Below are 25,826 nucleotides of genomic sequence, written 5' to 3' on the forward strand. Positions count from 1 at the left end.
GCTTACCCGACGTGGATGCGCGGGCGCCGGGCGGGATCCGGTTCGTGCTTCCGGATGATTTCCCGCACGACGGGCGGGGTGTCGCCGCGGCCCAGGAGGAGGTAGCGCATCAGGTGGGCAAGGGGGTTGCCTTCGGACCACTCGAAGTACGCGTGGGGGATGACGCCGGCCGTGTCCCTAAGGGCCAGGAGGATCGCGGCGATGGCGTTGGGAGCGGCCGGGCTTTCGACCCGCAGGATGCGGTGGCCGTCGACCTCCACGCCGCGCACGTCCAGGGTCCCCCCGAAGTTGGACGGGTCGATGATGTCGATTTCAAGGAAGATGATGTCGGCGGTCCCGGGGACGGCATTCTGGCCCCGTTGCTCATATTCCTTTTCGGCGTATTCCCTGGTGTCGCCGGTTTGGCGGCGGTTGGCGATAAGGTTCAGCGCGCCGTCGTAGTCCAGGGAGTCGGCGATGAAGCGGCGGGTGTTGTCGTCAAACCTGATCAGGTCTGCGCGCAGTTCCGTTGTCCGTGCGACGCGGGAAACCAGGGAGATCGCGATGATTCCCAGGATGAAGAAAGCCGAGATGGTCAGTCCGTCCGGTTTCTCGATGACGTTGGCGGCCAGCGCGTAAAGCAGGATCAGGGACAGCAGCGCGAAGCCCGCCCCCGATCGTCGGTTGCCTCTCCTTAACGCGGAGATTGTGACGGCGATGGATCCGGAGACCATCATGGCAAGGATGCCCGTGGCGTACGCGCCGGCCTGGGCGTTGACATCGGCATTGAAGCCGATGGTGATGAGGATGCTGACAGCCGTGTAGACAAGGACCACGGGGCGCACTGCCCGTCCCCATTCGGGGGCCATGCCGTAGGCGGGGAGGTAGCGCGGGACGATGTTGATCAAGCCGGCCATGGCCGAGGCGCCCGCAAACCATAGAATCAGGATGCTGCTGATGTCGTAGACGGTGCCGAAGGTGTCCCCGAGTTGCTCATGCGCGAGGTAGGCCAAGGCGCGTCCGCTCGCCTCCCCGCCTGCTTCGAATGCTTCGGCAGGGATCAGGACAGTGGTGACGAAACTGCTGCCGAGGAGGTAGACGCTCATGATGGCAGCGGCCGTGGTCAGCAGTTTGCGGGTGTTCCGGATCTTGGAGGCAAGGCGTGCCTCCGGTGTTTGGCCGTCGGAGGCAACCAGCGGCATCATGCTGACTCCGGTTTCGAAGCCGGACAGGCCAAGCACCAGAAGGGGGAAGGCTAGCACTGCCGGTCCCACGATGTCCGCGATACCGCCGCGCGAGGCCAGGAGCCCGGTCCAGGAGTCCAGCGCTGCCGGATCGCTGATGACCCTGGCCGCACCGGCTATGATGACCACCGCGTTCAGGAGCAGGAAGACCGCCACCAGGGGGATGGCTACGACGACGGCTTCACTGAATCCCAGCAGGAACACACCTCCCAGGATCAGGAGCAGAACCACGGTGATGAGCACGGCCTTGCCGTCGAGATAATCGTGAAGGAAAGGGTTCTCCAGCATGTGCACGGTGGCGTCTGCCGACGAGAGCGTGATGGTGATGATCCAGGATGTCGCCACAAAGCCCAGCAGGATCAGGACGAAGAGCTTCCCGCGCCAGAACGGCAGGAGGCTTTCCAGCATTGCTACCGACCCTTGTCCGTGCGGGCTTTCCCGTGCGACCCTGCGATACATGGGCAGCATTCCCAGGAGGGTAAGGGCCACGATCAGCAGGGTGGCGAGCGGGGACAGGGCTCCGGCGGCGAGGGCCGCGATGGCCGGCAGGTAGGACAAGGTGGAGAAGTAGTCGACGCCGGTCAGGCACATGACTTTCCACCATGCCTGCGGTGGAGCGTGGTCTTCGGGGCTTTCCGGACCGATCACAGGCTGGACCTGGTGTTTCAGCAGCCACCGCACCAGTGGGTTTCCGGTGTCGGTCTCCGGCCCCGGCCGTCTGACTTCGGCGGGAATGGTCTGGTGGCCCGTACCGCTCATCTGCGTCTCCTGGTGGTTCATCGGGCGCAGCTCCTGGTATGTCCGACACCTCGGCGATTCAACGTAGTCCCCGAACAGCGCTTCGAGGCGTGTTTTAGCGTTTTCTTTACGCGTTCTTAACGCCGCGCGCCGTGCGTCCAGCTGAAAGCCCTTGCCCTTCAGCTACTTAGCGATACTATGTACTAGTAGCTAGTAACACTGAGTAGTTGGAAAGGCATCCGATGGGCAAGCAGATGACGGAAATGCTCAAAGGGACACTGGAGGGCATCGTTCTTGCCCTGCTGACCGGAAAGCCCGCGTACGGGTACGAAATCACGACGCTGCTCCGGGCACAGGGTTTCACCGAGATCGCCGAGGGCACCGTGTACGCACTGCTTGTAAGGATCGAGCAGAAAGGCCTCGTCGACGTCGAGAAGCGTCCGTCCGAGAAGGGCCCGCCACGCAAGGTGTACACGCTCAACGCTCAGGGCGGGAAGGAACTAGACGAATTCTGGAACACATGGGGCTTTCTGTCCGAAAGGCTTGAACAGCTCCGTAAGGGAGGAAATTGATATGGCAGCGAAGTGGATCGAGCTGGTGACCGGCTCGCTCGAGCAGAAGAAGCAGTACAAGCAGGCCAAGGCGCGGCTGGATGCCTTGCCTGAGCCCTACCGCGCCGTGGCGAACGCCTTCAACCGATATTTCATGTACTACGGCGGGGTCACGGAGGGGGACACGATTGTGCAAATGTTCTCCGACCTCGCCGACCTGTGGGAACGCGCCGCCATCGACGGCACGCCGGTGAGCGAGATCGTCGGCGAAGATCCTATCGAGTTCGCCGAGAGCTTCGCTCAGGCATACGGCGGAAAGCGGTGGATCGACAAGGAACGGTCCCGTCTCAACGAAGCGGTCGACAAGGCCAATGCGAAGCAGGCGGGATCATGACGGCCACGGCAATCCGCGTGCTGGGCATGGAGAAGTCCTACAAGGACCTGCACGTCCTGCGCGGAGTGGACTTCGAGGTGGCACCGGGGAGCATCTTTGCCCTCCTCGGCTCGAACGGAGCGGGAAAGACCACCGTGGTGAAAATCCTGTCCACGCTGCTGAGAGTGGATGCCGGCACAGCCGCCGTCGAAGGATTCGACGTCGCAACAGAACCGCTCAGGGTCCGCGAGGCCATCAGCCTGACCGGACAGTTCGCAGCTGTCGACGAAATCCTGTCCGCCAGGGAAAACCTGGTGCTGGTTGCCAAACTGCGGCACCTGAAAACCCCCGGACACGTGGCGAATGATCTTCTGGCGCGGTTCAACCTCACCGAAGCCGGCTCACGGAAAGTGGCCACGTATTCAGGGGGCATGCGCCGCCGCCTGGACATCGCCATGAGCCTGATCGGGCAACCGAAGGTGATCTTCCTCGACGAGCCGACCACCGGACTCGATCCCGAAGCCCGCCTCGAGGTGTGGCAGCTCGTCAAGGAGCTCTCCAGGCAGGGCACCACCGTGCTGCTCACCACGCAGTATCTCGACGAGGCTGAACAACTCGCGGATCGGATCGCCATTCTCCACGGCGGGCGCATCATCGCGAACGGCACCCTCGCCGAGCTGAAGCAGCTGCTCCCGCCAACGAAGGTCGAATACGTCGAAAAGCAGCCGAGCCTGGAGGAAATATTCCTCGCCCTGGTGGGGGACAAAGGTGACGCCGTTGGGAACAACAGCAAGGTCGAGTCAACTAGGGACAAGTCATGAGCACACACCTCTTCGCCGACACCTCCGTGCTGCTGGGCCGCTCCATGCGGCACATCTTCCGCAGCGTGGACACGATCATCACCACCGCAATCACGCCGGTGGCCCTCATGCTGCTGTTCGTCTACGTGTTCGGCGGCGCGATTCGGACTGACACCGAGAACTACGTCAACTACCTGCTTCCCGGAATCATGCTGATCGCGATTGCGTCGGGCATCGCGTACACCGCCGTTCGGTTGTTCACGGACATGCAAAGCGGTATTTTCGAGCGGTTCCAGTCCATGCCCATCGCACGATCGTCCGTGCTGTGGGCTCACGTTCTGACCTCGCTGGTCGCCAACGGTCTGTCGCTCGTCATCATCGTGCTGGTAGCCCTCCTCATGGGGTTCCGGACCTCGGCAAGCCTCCTTGACTGGCTGGCTGTCGCGGGAATCCTGGCGCTGTTCACCCTGGCACTCACGTGGATCGCCATCATCGCCGGCCTATCGGCGAAGTCCGTGGACGGTGCCAGTGGCTTCTCCTACCCGCTGATCTTCCTGCCATTCATCAGTTCCGCTTTCGTCCCGACGGAAACCATGCCCGGCCCCGTACGGTTCTTCGCCGAAAACCAGCCCGTCACGTCGATCGTCAACACCATCCAGGATTTGTTCGCTCAGCGACCGGTGGGCAGCGACATCTGGATTGCCCTCGCATGGTGCCTCGGCATCCTGGTTTTCGCCTACGCCTCCGCCACGGCTGTATATCGAAGGAAGATCGCCTAAAAGGCCCCTGCTGTTTACCCTGCGCTGAAAAGATGGGTTCGTTGGGGCGGTCCCTGTCTTCTCCCGCTGGTCATTCGTCAGATAAACTGCCGTCGACGCTTCGGCAATGCCGGAAGGAGACCCGGATGGTGCAGGTAGGCCGGCCGTGGACACCCGGGGATTCGTGGTGGGTCCGGGACAACCTGCGTGAAGCCATAGATCGACTCGTCGAGGTGGGGTACACGGTCAGAGGCGGGCAGGGTGAGGATCCGGAGCTCATTGATCCCGGCGGCTCGGCGGTGGAGACCTGGCGGGAGGACTACCCCTATGAGGAGCGGATGTCCCGGGAGGACTACGAGGCCGAAAAATACCGCCTGCAGGTGGAACTGCTGAAGTTTCAGTACTGGGGCCAGGATCACGGCCTGAAAAATGTGATCGTATTCGAGGGCCGCGATGCCGCCGGCAAGGGCGGGACGATCAAGCGGTTCACCGAACACCTTGATCCCCGTTCGGCCCGGACCGTGGCGCTGAGCAAACCGTCGGACCGCGAACAGGGACAGTGGTACTTCCAGCGCTACATCCAGCACCTGCCCACAGCCGGTGAAATCGTGATGTTCGACCGGTCCTGGTACAACCGTGCCAACGTGGAGCGGGTCATGGGTTTTTGCACCGATGATGAGTACGAGACCTTCATGGGGCAGGCACCCTTGTTCGAGAGGATGCTGGTGGACTCCGGCATCCACCTGAACAAATTCTGGTTCTCGGTGACCCGGCACGAGCAGCGCACCCGCTTCGCGATCCGCCAGATCGACCCTGTCCGGCGGTGGAAGCTTTCGCCGGTGGACCTGGCCTCCCTGGACCGGTGGGAGGACTACACAAAAGCCAAGGAAGAGACGTTCCTGCGCACCGACACTGACCACGCACCATGGATCACGATCAAGTCCAATGACAAGAAGCGGGGGCGGATCAACGCCATCCGATTTTTCCTCAACCAGTTCGACTACGACGACAAAGATGCCTCGGTCGTGTACGACCCGGACCCGCTCATCGTCCGCCGGGGCCGCGAAGCCGTCGGAGACTGAATCCGGCGGCGCCTGGCAGCCTCGCGAGGGGCGGAAAGCCCTTCGACGTACGTAGCTTTCGCTTCCCTAAGGCCTTCGTCAGTGGCGCAGCCGGATCTTGAGTGAGTTCTTTGCGGCAGCCTTCCGGTACGCGGCCTGGGTGTCGCGGGCGATGTCCTCTTCGATCTTCAGCAGCCGTGCGTAGGTGCGCGCCGCTTCCGGGGGCAGCCCCGGCTCCGAGGCCAGCCGGGTCAGGAGTCCGCGGGCCAGGACGCTGTCCTGATGGTCGCCCAGGATCTGCTGAAGCCGTTTGGCCGCCTTGGCGAGTTTGCGGGCTCGTTTTCCGTGGATTACCTCGACGGACTCGGCTGCGTGCCGCAGTCTTTTGGCGTCCTTGCGGACCTGGTGCAGCGCGGCATCGCGGCCACCGGACTTGGCTTGCTTCGCTCTCTTGCGTGCACGCTTGAGGCGTTTGCCCGCCTTGTCGACCAGCGGAGCCGTCGCGGTGCCCGCCGGCCGGGAGGCGCGGGGAGTGGTTGGCGGATGGTCGCGGAAGTTCTCCAGATCCGTCAGGAGTTGGTGGTAGCGGCCGGAGCCCAGCGCGCTGAGGGTTTCCCTGAATCCGGTGTTGTAGGTGGTTTCGAGCTCATGCTCGATCGTTGCCTCGACGGGTCCGGTGCCGGACTGCCCCGGCAAGTCGTTCAAATGCTGACGGAGGCGTTCACGCATGACTTCGGCGTCCCGTGCTTTGCCGAGAATCCGGGCAAGCCATTTCAGTTCACCCGCGAGCTTCTTGACGGTGGATTTATCGAAGAGCGGACGGTAGGTGGCCAGGGCGGAGCGGGTACGCCGGGTCGCGGACCTCATCTGGTGGACGGCGTCCGGTGCTTCCACGCGCACACCGGGGTCGTGGGTGAAGAGTTCAGTGATCTGTGCGCCAAGATAGGCGGTGACGACGTCGGCTGCGGGCCCCTTGTTCCGCGGTTCCCGCGTGTCGGCCACCCGTTCCGGCGGCCATGCCTCCCCGAGAGCCCGCGCCAGTTTGGAGGGATGGCCCGAGCGGACCGCACCGGTTGAGGTAAGGACTTCCTCGGCGTCTGCGAAGAGGCGCTCCGTGCCGTGGACGAGTTCGACTTCCCATTCGCGCCACTCCTGCACCGTCTGGGCCGGATGCAGGGTCTCAGCGTGGACCATGTCGTCGGCCAGGTCGGCAAGGTGTTCGCCTGCCGGACCGTAGAGCCTGTGCGTGGTGCGCCCCGTGCTCAGCCGGGCGACGGGCACAAGTTTTTCTCCCCGGGTGTACACGTGCACGTGGCGGCCCAGTTCCTCCGGCACGGCGTCCGGTTGTCCGAGCGGGGCGTGAAGTTCCTGCCGCTGGTTGCCGCCGGCGGGGAGTTTGAGGTGCCACCCGTGGTCGTTGCCGCCGGTACGGCGGCGCAAAGTGATGCGCCGGGCAGCCAATGCAAGGGTGGGGGTGTCGAAGTACACCGCCTCAAGGCGATCCGTGACCGGTTCTGCGACGCGTCCCACACCGGGGACCTGCATCAGCTCCGGAAGCGCCGTGGAGGCAACGACGTCGTACTTCTGTTCGGTTTCGAGGCTCTCCGTGGACGGCACGGCGGTCAGGCGTCCGCGCCGGCGGCGCCTTCAACCGTCAAGGGGGCAAAGATCGCTGCGACGACGTCGTCGCGGAGGAAGTACTGGCGTCGCTCCAGGGGTACCAGGCTGCCGCGGACTACGTAGTAGCCGCGGCCCTCGCCGGGGCCCCCGGCAGCAGTGTCGATGGCATCAAGCATCTCCGGGGCCAGGACCTGGTCCGGGCCGCGCTCCTGCAGCGCAGTCAGGTCTTCGGGCCGGAGGGAGCTGACGAGCCCCTGAATATCTGTCATTGTCCGTATCCTTGCCGGCACCGCTGGAATGACATTTGTTCCCCCGCGGGCGGTCCCGGGGTGCCATGGCCGGTTGCGTCCACCCCGATTGTAGGACCCCTCGTAGCGCGGGGCCAGACCTTGAATTCGGACAGGAAAAGTGACTTCAACTGATCGCTTCGCGTTTACCTTGCGTTAGTGGTGGTCCCGGATGCTGTCCGGACGATCCCGCAAGGAAAGGTCACCATGACACTTCGCCTTCCCCGCGCCCTGCCGACGCTTCACACGGCCACAGGCCGCTTTGTCCTGTCGCCGTTCAGTCCGGACGACGTCGAGCCGCTGGCGCACCTCCTGGCCAATGACGACATCTGGGCCACGGGGTTCGGTGACGGGCACCACCGGCCAGGTACGCACGAGGAGTTGGTCCGCTTCGTCGACCGGCGCCATGAAGGTCTCCGGATCTTCGCGGTGCACTATACGGGCTTGCCAGGCGGCCCGTTGTTCGTTGGGACTACTGGTATTACGGAGTCGCACACACCGACACAGCGCGTGAAAATCGGCCGGACCCTCATCAGCCCGCCCTTCTGGGGAATGAAGGCAAACCATGAGGTGAAGCTGGCCCTGCTGGACTGGGTGTTTGCCCGCGGAGCAGGGCGCGTCGAATGCGATGTGGATCCGCGAAACCGCAGGTCCCTTTCGTCCCTCAAACGGTTCGGGTTCACTGTTGAGGGCACCCGTCGGCGTTCTTCGCGGCGGAACGACGGATCATGGCGGGACATCGTCGTGCTGTCATTGCTGACGGAAGAGTGGCCTGCGACCAGGGAACGGGCTCTTCGTGCCTTGGCCGATGTGCGCAATTTCCCGATGTGCCTCTGAAGTCGCCGGGTTGACTGTGGGCGGGGGCGTGGGACGGCGGCTGTGGTCCATCGTGGTCGCGGCCGTAGCATGCTTCGGCGTCGGGCGAGTTTTCGCGCCTAGATCCTTGTCCAAGGCTTCGAAGGCAGGGTCCAGGCCACTCTTCGGCCCGCGTCGGAGCTATTCGGCGGACGGCCGCTGGCGTTGCCTTTTGGTTGCCGACCGCAGCTGCTTTGTGGCGAGGCGACGCCGTTCCGATCCTCGGGTGGGCTTCGTCGGACGGCGGGGAGCCGCATCGGGAGCAAGGCCCTCGGAGACGAGTTCAGCCAGTTTGGCCAGCGCGATCTGTCGATTGCGGAGCTGTGATCGGCGCTCGGCGGCAGTCACGGTGATCACCCCGGAGCTTAGGCGTCGTCCGAGCCGGGCGACGAGCACCTCCCGCTGCCCGTCCGAGAGCACAGCCGACTCGGCGACATTCCAGGAGAGCTCGGCACGGCTGTCCGAGGTGTTCACGTGCTGGCCGCCCGGCCCGGATGAACGCGAGAACCTCCAGCTGAGTTCCGACGACGGGATCGTGAGCGCGGGGGTCACCTCCAGATCCATGCAACAAGTGTTGCATGGATGCTCCCTCCCGGTGCCGGACGGACTGGCGCGGACGGGTTCTGCGCCTTGTTGCTCAGGCTGCCTGCCAGCTGGCGGGAAGCGCCTTCAGCCCATAGACGATGGTGCTGTCCATCCGTTCCAGGCGCGCTCCCGGGGCGAGGGCCAGTCCGGGCAGCCTGGACAGCATGGCGGACAGTGCGATCCTTGCTTCCAGTCGTGCCAGCGGCGCTCCGAGGCAGAAGTGAATGCCGTGGCCGAAGGCCAGGTGCCGGTTCTGGCTCCGGTCGACGTCGAACTGCGCCGGGCGCTCAAATTGCCGTTCGTCGCGGTTCGCGGAGCCGATCCACGCGACCAGCGGGGCACCGGCCGGAATCCGGACGTCGCCCAGGGTGGTGTCAGCAACGGTCACCCGGTACATGGACTGCACGGGGGACCGGAAGCGGAGAACCTCTTCGATGGCCTGGGGAAGCAGGGCCGGCTCCTGCCGCAACCGCTCGATGGTGCCGGGCACTTCAGTCAGGCAAAGAACCGCGTTGCCAATCAGGTTGGTGGTCGTTTCATTGCCGGCCACGAGAAGCAGGCTGCAGAAACCCAGCAGCTCGGCCACATTGAGCTTCTGCCCGTCGATCTCTGCGGAGAGCAGGTTGCTGATCAGGTCCTTGCCGGGCCGGCTCCGGCGCTGCTCAATCAGGTTCAGGAAATACTCGGTCATCTCCACGTTGGTGAGGTGCTGGTCCTCATTCACCGCACCGGCCCGCGTTTGGCTGACGACGACGTCGGACCAGTGCTTGAAGCGGTCGCGGTCCTCAGCGGGTACACCCATGAGTTCCGAGATCACGATGACCGGCAGCGGATACGCCAACTCCTGGATCAGGTCTGCCGATCCCAGGGCAGCGAGCCCGTCCAGGAGCTCGTCCGTGAGCCGGGAGATGCGGGGAGCGAGAGCATCCACGGCTTTTGGCGTGAACGCCTGGGTCACCAGGGAGCGCAGCTGCCGGTGCCGCGGGGGATCGGCCGTGATCAGGCTGGACGCGAACAACTGCCCCGTCTCGGACGGGTCGTCACCGCCCATCCGCGAGGAGAACCTGGCATATTCGGACAATACCCGCTGCACATCGTCATACCGGAAGACATGCCAGCTGCCGGATTGGTCGTCATGAAAGACGGGTGCGGCCTGCCTCATTCTCTCGTAATGGGGAAAAGGATCCAGCGGATGCTCATCGGCCGCAGCGAAGTCCATGGCTGGGTCAGGCAGTCGCAGGGTAGCTGGAAAGGATGTAGTCCGCCGCGGCCGGTCCTTTCATCCGCCGCCGGGAGTTGCGCAGGTCAATGCCGCAGCGCTCCATGGCAGCCCGGAAGGCGATGTCGTCCACCGGAGTGATGTTGTGAAGCAGGCACCAGCTCGTGTACAGGCCGTAGAGACAGTCCGGTCCCAGGGGACAATGTGTGTCATCCGGAGCAGTGGCGTCGAGGAGGAATCGTTCGAAATGCGAGATGGCCATCAGGGGCTCTTTTCCGCGGGTGCAACATGGCGCCACCGTTCGGCTACAGCGGCTCTCCTTGCGGCCGTGCACCCGGCGGCAAAGAGGTCCCCACCTTGGAAAGGTGATTAGGACTGTTACGAATCTACGGAATTCCGACGCGCCTGTCTAGACTACGAAGCGGTCCGGAGGGGGCCTGGGAGCACCCCGCGAGGCAACCTACACGAGCGGCCACGGGTACCGCGTCCCGGTGCGGTCAACCGGCAGCACACCGCGGCCCTCGGCGAGCTGTGTCAGCTCCCGGCCGGACACCGGCTGTCCCCTGTCACAACGCCCTCAGGCCGCTCAAGGGTTCCGCACCAGCGGGAGCAGGGTGCCCCACGGTGTCGAAGTCGGTGTCGATTCCGACGGCGTTGCTGCAGTCATCAGCACCAAGCGTCGGCCGTTCCTCGGGCCCGCGCCCGGGAACTTCAGAAATTCCCTCGATTCCCCCAGCATTCGGGGACTACCGTAGAGAGGTGAGTGATCGTCCCGATATTTTCACGGTGGGTGAACTGCGTGCCTCCGGCCACGTCCACAAGGACCTGCGCCACGAAATCCGTGACAACCTGCTCGCCGCGCTCGCGGCCGCGCGCGATCCGTGGCCCGGGATGTACGGCTTCAGCAGGACTGTCCTTCCCCAGCTGGAGCGTGCCCTGATTGCCGGCCACGACGTCGTCCTGCTCGGTGAGCGGGGACAGGGCAAGACGCGGCTCCTCCGCACCCTGGCGGGGCTGCTGGACGAGTGGTCTCCGGTGATCGAGGACTCGGAACTGAACGAGCACCCTTATGAACCCATCACGGAGCACTCGCGCGCCCGGGCCCTCACCGAAGGCGACCGGCTACGGGTGGCGTGGCGCCACCGCTCGGAACGCTACGTCGAGAAGCTCGCGACGCCGGATACCTCCGTTGCCGACCTCATCGGCGACGTCGACCCGATGCGGGTAGCGGAAGGCCGCCGGCTCGGGGACCCGGAAACCATCCACTACGGCCTCGTTCCGCGCTCCAACCGCGGCATCATCGCCATCAACGAACTACCGGACCTGGCTGAGCGGATCCAGGTGGCGATGCTTAACGTGATGGAGGAGCGGGACATCCAGATCCGCGGCTACGTGCTGCGGCTGCCGCTGGACGTGCTCGTCGTCGCCTCCGCCAACCCGGAGGACTACACCAACCGTGGCCGGATCATCACGCCGCTGAAGGACCGCTTCGGCGCCGAGATCCGCACGCATTACCCGATAGAGCTGGACGACGAAGTGGCCGTCATCCGGCAGGAGGGGCGGCTGGTGGCCGACGTCCCGCCCGTCATCCTGGAAATCCTGGCACGGTACACCCGGGCGCTGCGGCTGTCCCCGGCCATCAACCAGACCTCCGGGGTTTCCGCGCGGTTCGCCATCGCGGGCGCCGAAACTGTCGCCGCCGCCGCGCTCCGCCGGGCAAGCGTGCGCGGGGAGGATGAGGCAGTGGCCCGGATTGTCGACCTGGAGGCGGCCGTCGAAGTCCTCACGGGCAAGATTGAGTTTGAATCCGGTGAGGAAGGGCGCGAGCAGGCTGTCCTCGACCACCTGTTGCGTACGGCCACCGCCGAAGCCGTACGGGCGCACTACCACGGCATCGACCTCGGTCCGCTCGTGGCCGCGCTTGACGGTCACACCACCGTGACTACCGGGGAGCAGATCACCGCCCGGGAGTTCCTCGAAAACCTTCCGTCCCTTGACGGGTCGAGCCTCTATGACGAGATCAGCGGGCGCCTGGGGGCCAAGAACGACGGGCAGCGGGCCGCGGCCATCGAACTTGCGCTGGAAGGCCTCTTCCTCGCCCGGCGGATCGCCAAGGAGTCCGACGACGAGGAAACGGTCTACGGCTAGCAATGGCCCCAGGCTGACACAGGATAGGGAAGGCAGCACCATGGGCGTTCACAACCGGTCATCCAGGTACAGCCGTTACAGGGGAGGACCCGATCCGCTGGCCCCGCCGGTGGACCTGGCAGAGGCGCTCGACGCGATCGCCGATGATGTCATGGCGGGCTACTCGCCCCGGCACGCCCTGCAGGAGTTCCTGCGGCGCGGCGGCCGTAACCGTGAAGGGCTTGATGACCTGGCCGGCCGCGTTCAACAGCGCCGGAGCGAACTGCTGGGCCGCCACCGGCTGGACGGCACCCTCAACGAGGTCCAAAAACTGCTGGACACCGCAGTGCTGGAGGAGCGCAAGCAGCTCGCCCGCGACGCCATGATGGACAACACCGACCGTGCATTCCGGGAAATGCAACTGCAGAACCTGCCCCGGTCCACGGCGGCGGCTGTCAACGAACTGGCCTCCTATGACTGGCAGTCGAGCACCGCCCGGGAGGCCTATGAGCGGATCAAGGACCTGCTGGGCCGTGAGGTCCTGGACCAGCGTTTCGCCGGCATGAAGCAGGCGCTCGCGAACGCCACCGATGAGGACCGCGAAGCCGTCAACGAGCTGCTGCAGGACCTCAACGGGCTGCTCGACAAACACCGCCGGGGTGCAGACACCGAGGCCGACTTCCAGAACTTCATGGGAAAGCACGGGCACTTCTTTCCCGAGAATCCCCAGTCAGTCGAGGAACTGGTCGACGCCCTTGCCCGGCGCGCGGCGGCGGCACAGCGGCTCCTGCAGTCAATGTCCGCTGAGCAGCGGGATGAGCTGATGCGCCTGTCCGCCCAGGCATTCGGCTCACCCGACCTCATGTCCCAGCTCGGCCAACTCGACGACACCCTGCGCGCACTGCGTCCCGGCGAGGACTGGACCGGCTCGGAACGCTTCGAGGGCCAGGAAGGACTGGGGCTTGGCGACGGCACCGGCGTACTCCAGGACATTGCAGAACTCGACGACCTGGCGGAACAGCTCTCCCAGTCCTACAACGGATCACGCCTCGACGATTTGGACCTGGACGCACTCGCCCGCCAGCTCGGGCAGAATGCCGCCGTGTCGGCCCGAACCCTCGCGGAGATCGAGCGGGCGATGCAGGACGGCGGCTACCTGCGGCGGGGAGCCGACGGCGACCTCCGGCTGTCCCCGGAGGCGATGCGACGCCTCGGCAGGTCACTGTTGCGGGACACCGCCAAGCAGTTGTCCGGCCGGCAGGGGCGCCGGGACACCCGGGTGGCCGGCGCGGCCGGCGAGCAGACCGGCTCCAGCAGGCAGTGGGAGTTCGGGGACGCCGAGCCGTGGGACGTCACGCGAACCATAACAAATGCGATCCGACGCACCATGGCAGACGGCGGTGATCCGGGCCGCGGACTGCGCCTCGGCGCGGGCGACATCGAGGTGGCGGAGACGGAGGCGCGTACGCAGGCGGCCGTCGTCCTGCTGGTGGACGTGTCATTCTCGATGGCAGCCGAGGGGCGGTGGGTGCCGATGAAACGCACCGCACTCGCCTTGCACCACCTGGTCTCGACCCGGTTCCGCGGTGACCGGCTGGAGCTGATCACGTTCGGCCGCTACGCGCAGTCCATGGACATTGGCGAGCTCACCGCCCTGGCATCCAGGCGGGAACAGGGAACCAATCTGCATCACGGTCTGCTGCTGGCCAGCCGGTTCTTTCGCCGCCACCCGTCGATGCAGCACGTCCTCCTCGTGGTGACCGACGGCGAGCCTACCGCGCATTTGTTGCCGGACGGGGACTCGTGGTTCGACTACCCGCCGGACCCGGAGACCATCCGTGTCACAGTTGCGGAGCTCGACCGCCTTGGCCGCGCAGGCGCACAAGCGACGTTCTTCCGGCTTGGGGATGATCCGGGCCTGGAGCGGTTTGTTCAGCGGATGGCCCGCAGGGTCGACGGCCGGGTGGTTGCGCCTGAGACCGGGGACCTCGGGGCCGCCGTGGTGGGGGAATACCTTCGCGCTCACTTCCGCGGCCGCCCCTACGACGACGCCGACTGGGCTTCGTAGCCGGTCGGAAGGCGGCCGGGAAGCGCGACTAACGATCAGCCGCGTCAGAGGCCGGAGCCCGGGCGGATAATTGAGGCGCCTTGGCCAGGTGCGGAGGTCCCTGTGTGAGACTGGTCTGGTGATTACAGAACACGCCCTCTTGCACGTCATCCCGGGCCAAGAAATGGACTTCGAGCGGGCGTTCAGTCAGGCCAAGCCAATAATTGCCTCGATGCCTGGCTTCCGAAAACTATCGTTGTCGCGTTCGCTCGAGTCGCCGGGTACTTATCTGCTGCTTGTCGAATGGGACCGGCTCGAAGACCACACGGTTGGATTCCGACAGTCAACGCAGTACGAGAACTGGCGCGCTTTACTGCACCACTTTTACGATCCCTTCCCTGTCGTGGAGCACTACACAAAAGTCCTCTAAGCGGTCGAGGCGCGGCGGATCACGGACCGCTTCGCGCGATAGTGGCCGTGCGACCGCTGAATCAGATGCGCCGCTCAACAGCATCTGCGAGGATAGTCCGGTCCCTGGAGTGTGAAGAAGGAGTCGACGCGATGACGAAGTACCTGATCTCGTTCCCGAGTGCCGCAATGGTCTTTCCCGCCGAGGACCTGCCGGCCGTTTCGGATGCGGCGCACGCGGTCGTGCAGGAGGCGAAGGACGCCGGCGTCTGGGTGTTCGGCGGCGGCATCGATGAGAGCATCCCGCCCGTCATGGTCGACGGCGATGGGACCGTGAGCGAGGGGACCTACCCGCAGACGACGCAACTCGAAGGCGGCTACTCCGTGCTGGAGCTGCCCTCGTACGATGCGGCGCTGGAATGGGCAGCCAAGATCGCGGCTGCCTGCCGATGCGCGCAGGAGGTGCGCGCATTCCAGTACGACCCCGCCAGCTGACGGCCCTCCACGTTCCTCTGCATCACGTGCGCTCACCACCCGGCCGTGCCCGGGCCACCCTTGAACGGGCCAACGATCTTCGTGGTGATCCAGCCGCCGTAAAAGTTACCTTCCTGGAAGGTGACCCGCTCGCCGTCGACCTCGCATGAATCCATGTGACCCGGGTAGAGGGCCACTCGGGTGCTGAGCGCCTCGAAACCCCGGGCCGGTTTCGGGTAGGTCCACCCGCCGCGGGGAACGAGGACTCCGCCGGCAACGACGTCGAAGTAGTGCGCTTCTCCCTTGAACTCGCAGAAGCTGGTGCCCTCGACCGGGACGAGTACACCGGCAGGGAATGCGTCCAGCGGCAGATAGTAGACAGGCGGATGACTCGTCTCCAGGACTCGCACTGCATCGGTGGTGTCGGCAATCACCTTCCCGCCTAGGCGCACAATAATCCGTTCCGATCGCGGCTCGACCCTCGGCGGCCGCGGGTAGTCCCACACCGATTCTTGACCAGCCTCGGGTTTGATGGGCTGGGGACGCCGAACGAAGCCGGGAAATCCGTGAGCAGGAGTCATGTCCCCATGTTGCCATCTTTCCCGGGCATGCCACCTGATACCAGGTTCAGCTTCCGCGCAGCGGCCAGGGACGCCACGCGCCGGGTACATCGCGCAGCCGGACCTCCGCGTCGTCGAGCCGGTAGGACGCGACAGGGACAGGTTCACCTTTTCCACTTTCAGAGCCGGATCCGTCGTACGCTGTCAGCGCGTATTCACTCCACCGCTGGCTGCCCACGGGGTAGCGTTCGCGGTAGCCGCCAGCCGCGACGGTGAGCACCAGCCGCTCCATCCGGTCTGCCGTTGTCTCAGCCGTTTCGTCACATGCATCGCAGCCGCACACGGGAAATGGAAAGTCGTGCAGCACCCCGGCATGCACTATGACGCCCGGATACCCGGTCAGCACAAACGTGAGGGACGCTGCCCCGGAGCGCCGCGGCGTGACCCTGACCGCCTGCAGCACGTCTCTGGCCTCCATCAGCAGTTCCGCGGCGAGCGCCGGGCCTTCGTGGACTTCCACGTCGTACACAGCAGCCAAGTGATCGATGAGAGCAAGGGCCACCCTGTGAAGGCCGGCGAATCGCTCCGGGTGGCTGTCGATGCCGTAGGAGTCCGGGGCCGGGCTGCCATCGCCCCATTGCTGACCGTAGGGAATGCGTGTCCCTTCAGCGGAGTAGTACGTGACCGCAGGAAGTGGCGGCCGGACGTAGCGCGGTTGTCCTGCAGGCGGCGAAACCGGGAGAGGAAGCCCTGCCGGGGACTCATCCGGCTTTTCCTGGGCCCAGTCTGCCAACACATCAATGAGGGCCTGCACCGCGGCTTCGTCTGCCCTGCGCAGGCCGTCGAGCAGACGATCGACCTCGAACTGCTTCTTCCTGTTTCCCACTGTAGGAGAGCCACCCTCGTAGGCGGTCCACCGCGAGTCAGGCCTCTGTCGGGCAATAGTGTTCCCGGCAAATATGGCTGCAGCAGCCCTTAGCATGCTGTCCTGCTCCAATTCGTACGCGTAAGCCCGAAGAAACCAAAAGAGCCGGCCAGGGTCATCGGCCAGCTCTTCGGCCCGCACACCGTGCCCGGCACAAAATCTCATGAACAGGACATAACCTCCAACATGCTTGACCTGCGGCTCAGGGCCCGATCTCGGCATGTATAGCCCGGTGCGGCGGGCCATTGGAGCCGGCAGTCCAGTTGGCTCCCCATCGAACAAGTCCTCTGCCGTTCCCATGCCGCGATCCCAGTCCGGGTGTCAGTCTTGCTTCAGTTTCTGGGCGAGCATCACGAGGATTCCGCTGGGACCCCGGACGTACGTGAGTTTGTACTCGTCGCCGTAGGTCGCCACGCCTCGCAGTGGATGGCATCCGTGCTTCGCGGCTACCTCAAGGGCTTTGTCGATGTCGTCGACCGAGAAGGCCACGCGGTGCATGCCGATGTCGTTGGGACGTGTTGGGTTCGACTCGATCGCTTTGGGGTGGATGTATTCGAAGAGCTCAAGTCGACCATGGCCGTCCGGGGTCTGGAGCATCGCAATCTTGGCGTGGTTGCCGTCAAGGCCGACAGCAGTGTCGGCCCACTCGCCGCTGACCGTGTCACGGCCAACGACCGTGAGCCCGAGGTCCGTGAAAAAAGCGATTGTTGCTTCGAGATCGCGAACGGCGATACCGACGTTCTCAAGTTTGATGGCCATGCGTTGAAGCTACCAAGGCGGACCCATTAGCTCCAGTGGCGACACTGGACGCGACTGAACAAGCACGGGAAGGCACAGAGCTTTTCTTGGGCGAAGCCGAACCCTGCCTGGGCTGAAAGTTGGCCTCTTCAGAGCTTCCCTTCCAAGGTGGCAAAGAATAGGCGGTCCGAAAGATTGCAACCCAATCGGCATTATTCATCGCATCAAAAAATGCCAAAACCCATCTTCGGCTGTGGCGCGCTCCCCGCACCCGGGCTGGCATCTTCCGGTGAGGAGCGGGCCGTTTTAGCTCCGCGGTGGTTTCTCGGACAACGATATGGGGACGAGTATCTGAATGAATATGAAGCCAGCGCCTACCGAACCATAATGATGAAATGAAGCTCTGTTCCCAGGGTTTCTTTTCCCCGCCACAGCAAGCGATTTGCGGTGTCTGTTGCGGTCTGTTCCGGTGTGGTGATCACTTTTTTGTCAGGTTGCATTGTGTCTTCGGGGGACGGATACCCGCCTTGTATGCCGCCGGCTTTCTCAGTGAACCCGCCGAGCGCGACAGCCGGCGGCATGGTGACGGTCCAAGCATCGGACGCCGGCTGTGATCCCCGCAATGGGGAGAACGCCCGCATCCAGGTCACCGTAACCGATGCGGCCGGCACGAAGGTCATCAACACAACTGCCCCGATGAATGACGCCGGCGGTTTCACCTACACCTTTGAGGTTCCATCCCAGGTGGCCATAGGAGACGCGACAGTTGAGGCTACACCGTACGGCATTGATTGGTGCGATGACACTGGCAGGAACAACCGCGCCGCCGGGCCAGACGCCACCATAGTGCGGGTGTCGTGTGCCGCACGAATTGAGCCACTGAGCATCACCCGCTAGAGGCTCCGGCAGTCCAATCAAGCTATTCGAACCTCATCAACAGCCGAACCTTGACCGGGCCGAAAACTGGCCATCTGGCGTGTGGGACTAGTTGGTGCCAGGAATTGGTCGCTCAGAGCGATAGCGACCTTTAACAGGCACCTGACTGGACAGCTCCTCCTGCAGTGTCGGTGAGCAGGGGCACGCGTCGGCCGGTGAGTCCAGTCAGGGTTGGGGCCAAATGCCAGCCCGTTGCTCTGCCCAAGGGGAAAGCCACCCTGACCGGGCAATTTTGAGTGCGAGCTTCCAGGACAATCCGTCGCCGGGGACTCCACGGGCGGCTTACCGCTCAGAGCCGAGGGAGGATCGCTGCAACCAAAAGGCTGATTGAGCGGAACCTCCTGCGGCGAGAAGCGATACTCCCGTTCCAAATAGGGACGAATGAGAATATGCTCCGTACAACAGCGCACCAGGCCGCCGGTTGTCCGGCTCCGGAGGGCTAAATGACGAAACGAGAAATTTTCGGATCTATGTTGGGCCTGATAGTCACCATCGGCGTGACCGTACTGGTCATGTCCTTATTGTTCCCTCCGGCCCATCCAAATTTCGGCGTAATGGTTGGAACGATCGTGACTGTGTTCGTGCTCCTCGAGGTTGCCCGAAACCTTTGGATTCACAGAATGCGCCGAAGTAACAGCGAATGACCTAGCTCAGATGCTCGGCACTGCTTCTGTGCGGTCCCGCATCGGCTCACTCGTAGACCGAACCCTGAGCGGCCCGAAAAGATGATCGGCCCGCCATATCGGCCGAAAAGTCCGTTCGCCGTGGGAACCAGTTGTCTTGGGATCAAAGCATTGGAATGCGGGCAGCCAGGAGCTCGTTTCAGGATGGGCTGTTTTTGGGACATGACCATGGTTTACGCTCTGGTCATGGCAAGCGGAACTGGGGGCACTGTCCTATAGCGGAAGGGAGCGAAAATGGCCAAGCGCCGAATGCACGGTATCTGGGTTTTGTACTTGTTGCCACCCTTCGCTTTCGCCGCCTTTCTCGTTTGGCTTATGAGGGACGTCTGGCACTGGTTCTGACAGGCCTCAGGGAAACTTTGAACCTCAAGTCCCTTACAACGGACTGTCCCTACACGCGCATCATCCGCAATTACCGCAGTGCGCATCCGCTGAGACTAGCCGCCAGCGTCCCGGGTGCTCCTGGTACAAACAGCGACCAGCTCCTGTTGCTTCCCACCGCAGTAACGCCATTCAACACGCGTGAACGTCAGTGGCGGCCAGCGGTGTCGCTGGCCGCCACTGACTTACTCGGCCGAGGCAGTTCAGGAATAGTCGTAGAAACCTTTGCCGGACTTGCGTCCCAGCTCGCCGCGCGCCACCAGGTCGCGGAGGATGCGGGGCGGGGCGAACCGCTCACCTAGCGTTTCATGCAGGTATTCGGCTATGCCAAGGCGCACGTCCAGCCCCACGATGTCCGTGGTGCGCAGCGGTCCGGATGCGTGCCGGTAGCCAAGGATGGGCTGGCGGCTGGTGAACAAGGCGATGCCGAAGGACTGGACGATCTCCCTGGGCGAGGCCACGGAGCGTTTGGCCGGGAAGTACGGCGTGACGCGCGAGGCGCAGGATGAGTTCTCGGCGAACTCGCACAACCTGGCCGCCGCGGCGTGGGACGAGGGGTTCTATGACAACCTGGTGGCTCCGGTGCCGGGCACGGACCTGGTCCGCGATGAAGGCATCCGGGCCGGGTCCTCGGCGGAGAAGCTCGCGGGGTTGAAGACGGTGTTCCGTGCCGAGAACGGCACGGTCACGGCCGGGAACGCGTCCCCGCTCTCCGATGGCGCGTCCGCGGCATGGATCGGTTCGGAGAACGCCGCCGGGATCCTGGGGATGGAACCTTTGGCCCGGATCGCGGGCCGGGGTGCGCACGCGAACGATCCGCAGTATTTCGGGTACGCGCCGGTGGAGGCTGCGAACAAGGCCCTCGCGAAGGCGGGCATCAGCTGGGAGCAGGTGGGCGCCGTCGAACTTAACGAGGCGTTCGCCGCGCAGTCCCTGGCGTGCATCAACGCCTGGGGGATCGACCACGAGATGGTGAACCGGCACGGCGGCGCGATCGCGATGGGCCACCCGCTCGGCGCCTCCGGCGGCCGGATCCTGGGCACCCTGGCCCGGTCCCTGCAGGCCTCCGGTGAACGCTGGGGCGTCGCCGCGATCTGCATCGGCGTCGGCCAGGGCCTCGCCGTCGTCCTCGAAAACGTCACAGCCGCCCGCAGCTGAATCTCGGAACGCGGGCTGCGGCACCGAAAGATGCCGCAGCCCCGTTCGCCTTCATGGTCATGCTTTTGGGATACGGATGGCGGATCATCTAAGGTTGATGCCCGATGGTAGCTCTTGATGAAACGCCCGATCAGTCGATGCCCGCGCCTCCGCGTGGGCCGGTCTTTGTAGACGGATCGGGCCGTCGCCTGCGGCTGGTGAAGCTTGTAGGCCTCGGGTCCGTGGGGCTTGTGGCGGGATATGTCGTTCTCCTGCTGGTTGCATTCATCGGGGGGCCCAACGTCGCCGCCCCGTACCTGCCTCTGCCTCCCGCCCCGGCGGCTCCCGCGGCCGGTGACGTTCCTTCTTTGCCTTCGACGCCGGCTCCCAGTAATTCAGCGCCCCCGGCTGGCGAGGCCGAGCCTGCGCCGGCCGCCTTCCAAGCGCCGGTGACCGAACCCTCTGCCGTTCCGGTGGCGCCACCGGCCGGTGGCACGGACGTTCAGCAGACGCACCCCTCTGATCCTGATACGGCTCCGGCGCCGCCCCCCGAGTCCACCTCGCCAGGCAAGAGCGGGACGGCTCCGGGCCAGACCACGCGGCCATCTGCCCCGTCGCAGCCGTGAGTGCGCGTCGCCCGGCTAAAACCGCAGTTCCCGTCAGTGTAAGGGCCCACTGGTTCGTCCTCATCGCCGTCCTGTTTGCGCTGGGAATTGCCCTCGCAGTGCAGGGATACATGCACCACCTTGCCGGGATCGGCGACGACTCCGTGCCGGCGAGTGCGTCTGCGGGAAGCGTGCCGGATGCCGTCTCGAGCGGCGGCCCCGTAGTAGACGCCCGGGGCGGGGAAGTCCGCACCGCGAGTCCTCCGGATCATACGCTCGCGCTCACGTTCGACGACGGCCCGGACCCTGTCTGGACCCCTCAGATCCTCGATGTCCTCCGAAAGCATCAGGTTCACGCGACCTTCTTTGTGGTCGGCTCCGCGGCCATCGACAACCCCGAGCTCGTGCGCCGCATCATCGCCGAAGGCCACGAGATCGGCGTGCACACGCTCACCCACACTGATCTCGGCACTGCCCCGTCCTGGCGACGCGAACTCGAAGTCCAGGGTGCTCAGGAGGCGATCACCGGGATCACCGGACAAGCCACCTCGCTGCTGCGCCCACCGTACAGCTCCGGGAACGAAGCGATCAACGACAGCACCTGGTCCGCCATGCGAACGTCTTCGGACGAGGGGTACATCACGGTGTTGAGCACCGTCGACAGCCAGGACTGGCGGCGGCCGGGAGTTGAAACGATCGAGCGGAATCTCGCCCTGTCCGGTCCGCAGGGGCAGGTGCTCCTCATGCACGACGGCGGCAGCGACAGGGAGCAGACGGTCGCCGCGCTCGATTCCGCCTTGTCGCGGTTCGCCGGCCAGGGCTACCGTGTGACAACCGTCGGCGACGCAATCGGGATTGACAGCATGCGGGACGCTTCCAGCGCGGAACAGATGACCGGAACCGCGTTCGTGCGGGGCATCCAGCTCAGCGATTTCGTCGTTACGGCTATCTCCTGGGGGCTGGTTGCGGCCGGCATCGTGACGCTTGTCCGTGCAGTCCTGGTGGTCGGCTTCGCGGCGCGCCACAGCCGGGCTGCGCGCCGTGTCCAGTCGGCGAGCCGGGGCCGGCGCCGCTTTGACGTGCCCGTCAGGCCGGAGATCACCGAGCCCGTCACCGTGATTGTCCCCGCCTACAACGAGGCCGTCGGCATTGAAGCCGCGGTCCGGTCCATCGCTGCCTCGAGCCACCCAGTGGAGATCATCGTGGTCGACGACGGTTCAACCGACGGCACCGCAGGCATCGTGGAAGCACTCGGCCTGCCCGGCGTCACAGTGATCCGCAAGGAGAACGGAGGCAAGCCGTCGGCCCTCAATGCCGGGCTTGACGCCGCCAGCCACGACCTTGTGGTGATGGTCGACGGCGACACCGTCTTCGAGCCGGATACGGTCCATTCACTGATCCAGCCGTTCGCCGACCCGCGGGTCGGGGCAATTTCGGGTAACACCAAGGTGGCCAACCGCGGCGGCATCCTCGGTGCCTGGCAGCACATCGAGTACGTCGTCGGCTTCAATCTGGACCGCCGATTGTTCGACGTCGCGGAGTGCATGCCGACCGTCCCCGGGGCCATTGGTGCTTTCCGCCGGGACGCCCTGCTGCGGGTCGGCGGAGTTAGCGACGACACGCTCGCCGAAGACACGGATCTCACCATGGCCCTGTGCCGCGACGGCTGGCGCGTCGTCTACCAGGACGACGCGCGGGCGTGGACCGAGGCCCCCGCCACCCTTGGCGCCTTATGGCGCCAGCGGTACCGGTGGTGCTACGGCACGTTGCAGGCAATGTGGAAGCACCGCGGCGCGGTGGTGCAGCGGGGAGCCGCCGGCAAGCTCGGCCGGCGCGGACTTGGCTACCTCCTCGTTCTCCAGGTGCTGCTGCCCCTGTTTGCCCCTATCGTCGACGTGTTTGCGGTCTACGGGCTGATCTTCCTCGATCCACTCCGGATCGCGGCGCTCTGGTTCGTCTTCCTGGTCGTCCAATTACTCATGGCCGGCTACGCGTTCCGGCTCGACAGGGAACGGCTCGGGCCGCTCTGGACGCTTCCGCTCCAGCAGTTCGTCTACCGGCAGTTGATGTATCTCGTGGTCATCCAGTCCGTGGTCACGGCGTTGGCGGGTGTACACCTTCGCTGGCACCGCATGGAGAGGTATGGCAGCCTGCGGGTCCCGCCAGCTACTGAACGCCAGGCGTAGGAGGGGCTGCGGTGGCATGGCCGGTGGCGATCCCCTGACGGTAGATCCGCCGGACGGCCGGCCAGTCGCCGTCGTGCATGGAACGGATGGTGACAGGGGACGGGACCGGCGCGGTCACAGGGTGGCCAAAAGTCCGGCCGTCTGCTCCAGGGCTCCGGGAACCAGGGAGTAGTAGGCCCACGTGCCGCGCTTCTCGCGGTGCAGCAGCCCGGCTTCCACCAGGATCTTCAGGTGGTGGGAGACCGTGGGCTGGCCAAGGTCCAGCGGCCCGGTCAGGTCGCATACGCAGGATTCACCGGAGGCGTCCGCCTTGACGATGGAGAGCAGGCGCAGTCGGTTCGGATCGGCCAGAGCCTTGAAGACCAGGGCTTTCTGCTTTGCCTCCTCTGCGCCCAGGGCAGGCGTACCTGCCGGGGCGCAGCAGGTTTCATCCGTGACCGGCTCGAGTACGGGCAGCGAGTTCATGTACCTATTATGCCCCAACATTGATAATCATCAATGTGTGGACGTCCCGCAAAACTCCGCTAGCCGGCCGCGGCGGAACTGTGCGGGAGCACGACGTCGTCCGCGGCACGGGCTGCGGCGGGGAACAGGACGAGAAGAAGGCCGAGGCCGATTGCCCCGCCGATCAGTTGCGCCACGACGAAGCCGGGCGCGGAAGGCGGGGCGATGCCGGCGAACGTGTCACTGAAGATGCGGCCGACCGTTACGGCCGGGTTCGCGAACGACGTTGACGACGTGAACCAGTATGCCGCCCCGATGTAGGCGCCCACCGCCGGCGCGGCCAGGACGCCCCGCTTGGTGGCTGCGAGGGCGAAAATGAGAAGAACGAGCCCCGCAGTCGCGACAACCTCGGCGAGCAGATGGCCCGGGGTGGCGCGCTCTTTGGTGGAGATGGAGGTCCCCACCTCAAACATCGCGTTCGCGAGCACGCTGCCACTTATTGCCCCTGCGGTCTGGGCCGCCACATAGGTGGCGAGTTCCGGCAAGGTCAATCCGGAGCCGATGCGCCGACCCAGGATCCAGTCGGCGAAGGAGACCACGGGGTTGAAGTGCGCGCCGCTGACCGGCCCCAGCATCAGGATCAGCACCGTCAGGCCCAGCACAGTAGCGGTGCTGTTCTGCAGCAGCTGCAGGCCAACATCGCCGGGGGAGAGTTGCTGGGCGGCGATCCCGGAGCCGACGACGATGGTCACGAGCAGGCAGGTGCCCAGCAGTTCGGCAGCGGCGCGGCGCCACAGGGGCGGCTGGTTTGAAGTCATGAAAACAGCTTGACCCAAAGAATAAACTCAGTCAAAATTGAATCAATGAAAATTGAGGCAACTGGGGAGTTCGGGGTTCGCGTCGCCAGGCACGCGGCCCTTGCCGATCCTGCGCGGCTGCGCATCGTGGATCTGCTGACCTTGGGGGACTTCTCCCCGACGGAGCTGCAGGCCGAGCTGGGAATGCCCTCCAATTTGCTGTCGCATCATTTGCGCACACTTGAAGACGCCGGGCTGGCCGTCCGGCGCCGCTCCGAGGCCGATCGGCGCCGCAGCTATTTCCATCTCGCAGCCGGCGCGCTGGAGGGACTGGTGCCAGGCGGCGGGCTTGGGGCCCGTCGTGTGCTGTTCGTCTGCACGCGGAACAGCGCCCGGTCCCAGCTTGCCGCCGCACTCTGGCAGCAGGCCAGCCATGTTCCGTCCATGTCGGCTGGCACTCACCCGGCTGACCGGGTCGCCCAGGGTGCCATCGACGCGGCCCGCCGTCACGGCATGGACCTCGAAGGCTGCCTTCCGCGCACGTTGGACCAGGTGGCGGAGGGCGGGGACTTTATGGTGACCGTCTGCGACAACGCGCATGAGGAGCTGCCGGGCCTTGCCGGTGCCCACTGGTCCGTGCCGGATCCGGTTCGCCTGGGTACGGAGGAAGCCTTCGAAGCGGCCTTCGCGGACATAGCGCGGCGCGTCCAGGGCCTGGCGCCCCGTGTGCTCACCGCGTAGTCGCCGCCTACGCAATCGGGTGGCAAGGCCTACATCCGTGACATATTGACAATCATCAATCTACTGCCAATACTCATTACATCGATCATCATCAATGTTCCACTGAGCGATGCCGAAACTGATTCCAGGAGAAACACTGTGAGCACCGAAACCGCCAAGAAGCCGTCCGTCCTGTTCGTCTGCGTCCACAACGCGGGCCGCTCGCAGATGGCCGCAGCCTTCCTCACCACGCTGTCCAACGGTGAAATCGAGGTCCGCTCCGCCGGTTCCCAGCCCGCCGAAAAGATCAACCCGGCAGCCGTCGAAGCCATGGCCGAGGTAGGCATCGACATGTCCTCGGAGATCCCGAAGGTCCTCACCACGGAAGCTGTCAAGGAATCCGACGTGGTGATCACCATGGGCTGCGGTGATGAATGCCCGTACTTCCCCGGCAAGCGTTACGAGGACTGGGTCCTGGAGGATCCGGCCGGCAAGGGCGTTGACTCCGTCCGCCCGATCCGCGACGAAATCAAGACCCGCATCCAGGGCCTGATCGAATCCCTCATCCCCGCCGCCAAGTAACCGTCC

25 protein-coding genes and 2 pseudogenes are annotated in these 25,826 nt (G+C 64.8%); 14 read left to right on the forward strand and 13 right to left on the reverse strand.

The genetic code is table 11. From position 1 onward, the window contains the following. Positions 1 to 2: 2 nt before the first annotated feature. The gene (locus tag RW112_RS10130; protein ID WP_411709902.1) at positions 3 to 1,982 is read right to left on the reverse strand and encodes an amino acid transporter; all 1,980 of its coding nucleotides are present in this window, start codon (positions 1,980 to 1,982) and stop codon (positions 3 to 5) included. Between the two features lie 221 nt (positions 1,983 to 2,203). Between RW112_RS10130 and RW112_RS10135 the strand changes: the two genes are divergently transcribed. From RW112_RS10135 to ppk2, 5 genes are all read left to right on the forward strand, one after another. Next, positions 2,204 to 2,533, forward strand: coding sequence for a PadR family transcriptional regulator (locus tag RW112_RS10135; protein ID WP_317781652.1), 330 nt, complete (start codon positions 2,204 to 2,206; stop codon positions 2,531 to 2,533). Position 2,534: 1 nt separating this feature from the next. Beyond that, positions 2,535 to 2,906: a DUF1048 domain-containing protein gene (locus tag RW112_RS10140; protein WP_317781653.1), complete on the forward strand. Its 372-nt coding sequence runs from the start codon at positions 2,535 to 2,537 to the stop codon at positions 2,904 to 2,906. Next, positions 2,903 to 3,706 (forward strand): ABC transporter ATP-binding protein, encoded by an 804-nt coding sequence (locus RW112_RS10145; protein ID WP_317781654.1) that lies wholly within the window; start codon positions 2,903 to 2,905, stop codon positions 3,704 to 3,706. Before RW112_RS10140 ends, RW112_RS10145 begins: the two co-directional genes overlap by 4 nt. Further along, complete coding sequence (locus RW112_RS10150; protein WP_317781656.1) at positions 3,703 to 4,464, forward strand: ABC transporter permease; 762 nt, start codon at positions 3,703 to 3,705, stop codon at positions 4,462 to 4,464. Before RW112_RS10145 ends, RW112_RS10150 begins: the two co-directional genes overlap by 4 nt. Before the next feature lie 125 nt (positions 4,465 to 4,589). Further along, entirely contained in the window at positions 4,590 to 5,525 is a 936-nt protein-coding gene (gene ppk2 / locus RW112_RS10155; protein ID WP_317781657.1) for a polyphosphate kinase 2, read from the forward strand. A 78-nt stretch (positions 5,526 to 5,603) separates the two neighbouring features. On the opposite strand, the gene RW112_RS10160 is transcribed toward ppk2, so the two are convergent. Both RW112_RS10160 and RW112_RS10165 read right to left on the reverse strand, forming a co-directional pair. Beyond that, entirely contained in the window at positions 5,604 to 7,121 is a 1,518-nt protein-coding gene (locus tag RW112_RS10160; RefSeq protein ID WP_317781658.1) for a CYTH and CHAD domain-containing protein, read from the reverse strand. Positions 7,122 to 7,126: 5 nt separating this feature from the next. Beyond that, positions 7,127 to 7,393: a hypothetical protein gene (locus RW112_RS10165; protein WP_305940901.1), complete on the reverse strand. Its 267-nt coding sequence runs from the start codon at positions 7,391 to 7,393 to the stop codon at positions 7,127 to 7,129. 225 nt (positions 7,394 to 7,618) lie between these two features. Here RW112_RS10165 and RW112_RS10170 point away from each other — a divergent pair, with 225 nt between their 5' ends. Further along, complete coding sequence (locus RW112_RS10170) at positions 7,619 to 8,248, forward strand: GNAT family protein (protein ID WP_317781659.1); 630 nt, start codon at positions 7,619 to 7,621, stop codon at positions 8,246 to 8,248. Between the two features lie 159 nt (positions 8,249 to 8,407). Here the strand turns inward: RW112_RS10170 and arfB are convergent, their stop codons facing one another. The 3 genes from arfB to RW112_RS10185 all read right to left on the reverse strand — a co-directional run bounded on the left by arfB (position 8,408) and on the right by RW112_RS10185 (position 10,332). Further along, positions 8,408 to 8,830: an alternative ribosome rescue aminoacyl-tRNA hydrolase ArfB gene (arfB, locus tag RW112_RS10175; protein ID WP_317781660.1), complete on the reverse strand. Its 423-nt coding sequence runs from the start codon at positions 8,828 to 8,830 to the stop codon at positions 8,408 to 8,410. A gap of 73 nt (positions 8,831 to 8,903) precedes the next feature. Next, the gene (locus RW112_RS10180; RefSeq protein WP_317781661.1) at positions 8,904 to 10,013 is read right to left on the reverse strand and encodes a cytochrome P450; all 1,110 of its coding nucleotides are present in this window, start codon (positions 10,011 to 10,013) and stop codon (positions 8,904 to 8,906) included. A 64-nt stretch (positions 10,014 to 10,077) separates the two neighbouring features. After that, on the reverse strand, positions 10,078 to 10,332 hold the full coding sequence (locus tag RW112_RS10185; protein WP_317781662.1) for a hypothetical protein: 255 nt from the start codon (positions 10,330 to 10,332) through the stop codon (positions 10,078 to 10,080). Positions 10,333 to 10,829: 497 nt separating this feature from the next. Between RW112_RS10185 and RW112_RS10190 the strand changes: the two genes are divergently transcribed. The 4 genes from RW112_RS10190 to RW112_RS10205 all read left to right on the forward strand — a co-directional run bounded on the left by RW112_RS10190 (position 10,830) and on the right by RW112_RS10205 (position 15,147). Next, complete coding sequence (locus RW112_RS10190) at positions 10,830 to 12,218, forward strand: sigma 54-interacting transcriptional regulator (protein ID WP_317781663.1); 1,389 nt, start codon at positions 10,830 to 10,832, stop codon at positions 12,216 to 12,218. A gap of 40 nt (positions 12,219 to 12,258) precedes the next feature. Continuing rightward, positions 12,259 to 14,265: a VWA domain-containing protein gene (locus RW112_RS10195; RefSeq protein WP_317781664.1), complete on the forward strand. Its 2,007-nt coding sequence runs from the start codon at positions 12,259 to 12,261 to the stop codon at positions 14,263 to 14,265. A gap of 118 nt (positions 14,266 to 14,383) precedes the next feature. Next, complete coding sequence (locus RW112_RS10200; protein WP_317781665.1) at positions 14,384 to 14,674, forward strand: antibiotic biosynthesis monooxygenase; 291 nt, start codon at positions 14,384 to 14,386, stop codon at positions 14,672 to 14,674. A gap of 131 nt (positions 14,675 to 14,805) precedes the next feature. After that, a complete protein-coding gene (locus RW112_RS10205; RefSeq protein ID WP_317781666.1) occupies positions 14,806 to 15,147 on the forward strand; it encodes a YciI family protein in 342 nt (113 codons plus the stop codon). 32 nt (positions 15,148 to 15,179) lie between these two features. Here RW112_RS10205 and RW112_RS10210 read toward each other — a convergent pair whose 3' ends face one another. The 5 genes and pseudogenes from RW112_RS10210 to RW112_RS10230 all read right to left on the reverse strand — a co-directional run. After that, a complete protein-coding gene (locus RW112_RS10210) occupies positions 15,180 to 15,632 on the reverse strand; it encodes a DUF427 domain-containing protein (RefSeq protein WP_411709903.1) in 453 nt (150 codons plus the stop codon). A gap of 121 nt (positions 15,633 to 15,753) precedes the next feature. Beyond that, on the reverse strand, positions 15,754 to 16,572 hold the full coding sequence (locus RW112_RS10215; protein ID WP_317781668.1) for a DUF6226 family protein: 819 nt from the start codon (positions 16,570 to 16,572) through the stop codon (positions 15,754 to 15,756). Between the two features lie 360 nt (positions 16,573 to 16,932). Beyond that, complete coding sequence (locus RW112_RS10220) at positions 16,933 to 17,370, reverse strand: VOC family protein (protein WP_317781669.1); 438 nt, start codon at positions 17,368 to 17,370, stop codon at positions 16,933 to 16,935. A gap of 353 nt (positions 17,371 to 17,723) precedes the next feature. Then, on the reverse strand, positions 17,724 to 18,029 hold the full coding sequence (locus tag RW112_RS10225; protein WP_317781670.1) for a hypothetical protein: 306 nt from the start codon (positions 18,027 to 18,029) through the stop codon (positions 17,724 to 17,726). Positions 18,030 to 19,552: 1,523 nt separating this feature from the next. Beyond that, positions 19,553 to 19,747: pseudogene (locus tag RW112_RS10230) on the reverse strand (3-hydroxyacyl-CoA dehydrogenase family protein); the annotation flags it as partial. On the opposite strand from RW112_RS10230, the pseudogene RW112_RS10235 reads away from it, so the two are divergent. Together RW112_RS10235 and RW112_RS10240 are read left to right on the forward strand one after the other, a co-directional pair. Continuing rightward, positions 19,746 to 20,507 (forward strand): annotated as a pseudogene (locus RW112_RS10235) (thiolase family protein); the annotation flags it as partial. The pseudogenes RW112_RS10230 and RW112_RS10235 sit on opposite strands and share 2 nt — an antisense overlap. A 601-nt stretch (positions 20,508 to 21,108) precedes the next feature. After that, positions 21,109 to 23,277: a bifunctional polysaccharide deacetylase/glycosyltransferase family 2 protein gene (locus RW112_RS10240; RefSeq protein ID WP_317781671.1), complete on the forward strand. Its 2,169-nt coding sequence runs from the start codon at positions 21,109 to 21,111 to the stop codon at positions 23,275 to 23,277. 114 nt (positions 23,278 to 23,391) lie between these two features. Here the strand turns inward: RW112_RS10240 and RW112_RS10245 are convergent, their stop codons facing one another. Continuing rightward, complete coding sequence (locus RW112_RS10245) at positions 23,392 to 23,742, reverse strand: ArsR/SmtB family transcription factor (RefSeq protein WP_305940917.1); 351 nt, start codon at positions 23,740 to 23,742, stop codon at positions 23,392 to 23,394. A 59-nt stretch (positions 23,743 to 23,801) separates the two neighbouring features. Continuing rightward, entirely contained in the window at positions 23,802 to 24,539 is a 738-nt protein-coding gene (locus tag RW112_RS10250; protein ID WP_317781672.1) for an aquaporin, read from the reverse strand. A gap of 45 nt (positions 24,540 to 24,584) precedes the next feature. Between RW112_RS10250 and RW112_RS10255 the strand changes: the two genes are divergently transcribed. Together RW112_RS10255 and RW112_RS10260 are read left to right on the forward strand one after the other, a co-directional pair. Continuing rightward, the gene (locus RW112_RS10255) at positions 24,585 to 25,259 is read left to right on the forward strand and encodes a metalloregulator ArsR/SmtB family transcription factor (RefSeq protein ID WP_317781673.1); all 675 of its coding nucleotides are present in this window, start codon (positions 24,585 to 24,587) and stop codon (positions 25,257 to 25,259) included. A 138-nt stretch (positions 25,260 to 25,397) separates the two neighbouring features. Beyond that, the gene (locus tag RW112_RS10260) at positions 25,398 to 25,820 is read left to right on the forward strand and encodes an arsenate reductase ArsC (RefSeq protein WP_317781674.1); all 423 of its coding nucleotides are present in this window, start codon (positions 25,398 to 25,400) and stop codon (positions 25,818 to 25,820) included. Positions 25,821 to 25,826: the final 6 nt, after the last annotated feature.

It is taken from the genome of Arthrobacter sp. B10-11, from assembly GCF_033142195.1.
Lineage (GTDB): Bacteria > Actinomycetota > Actinomycetes > Actinomycetales > Micrococcaceae > Arthrobacter > Arthrobacter oryzae_C.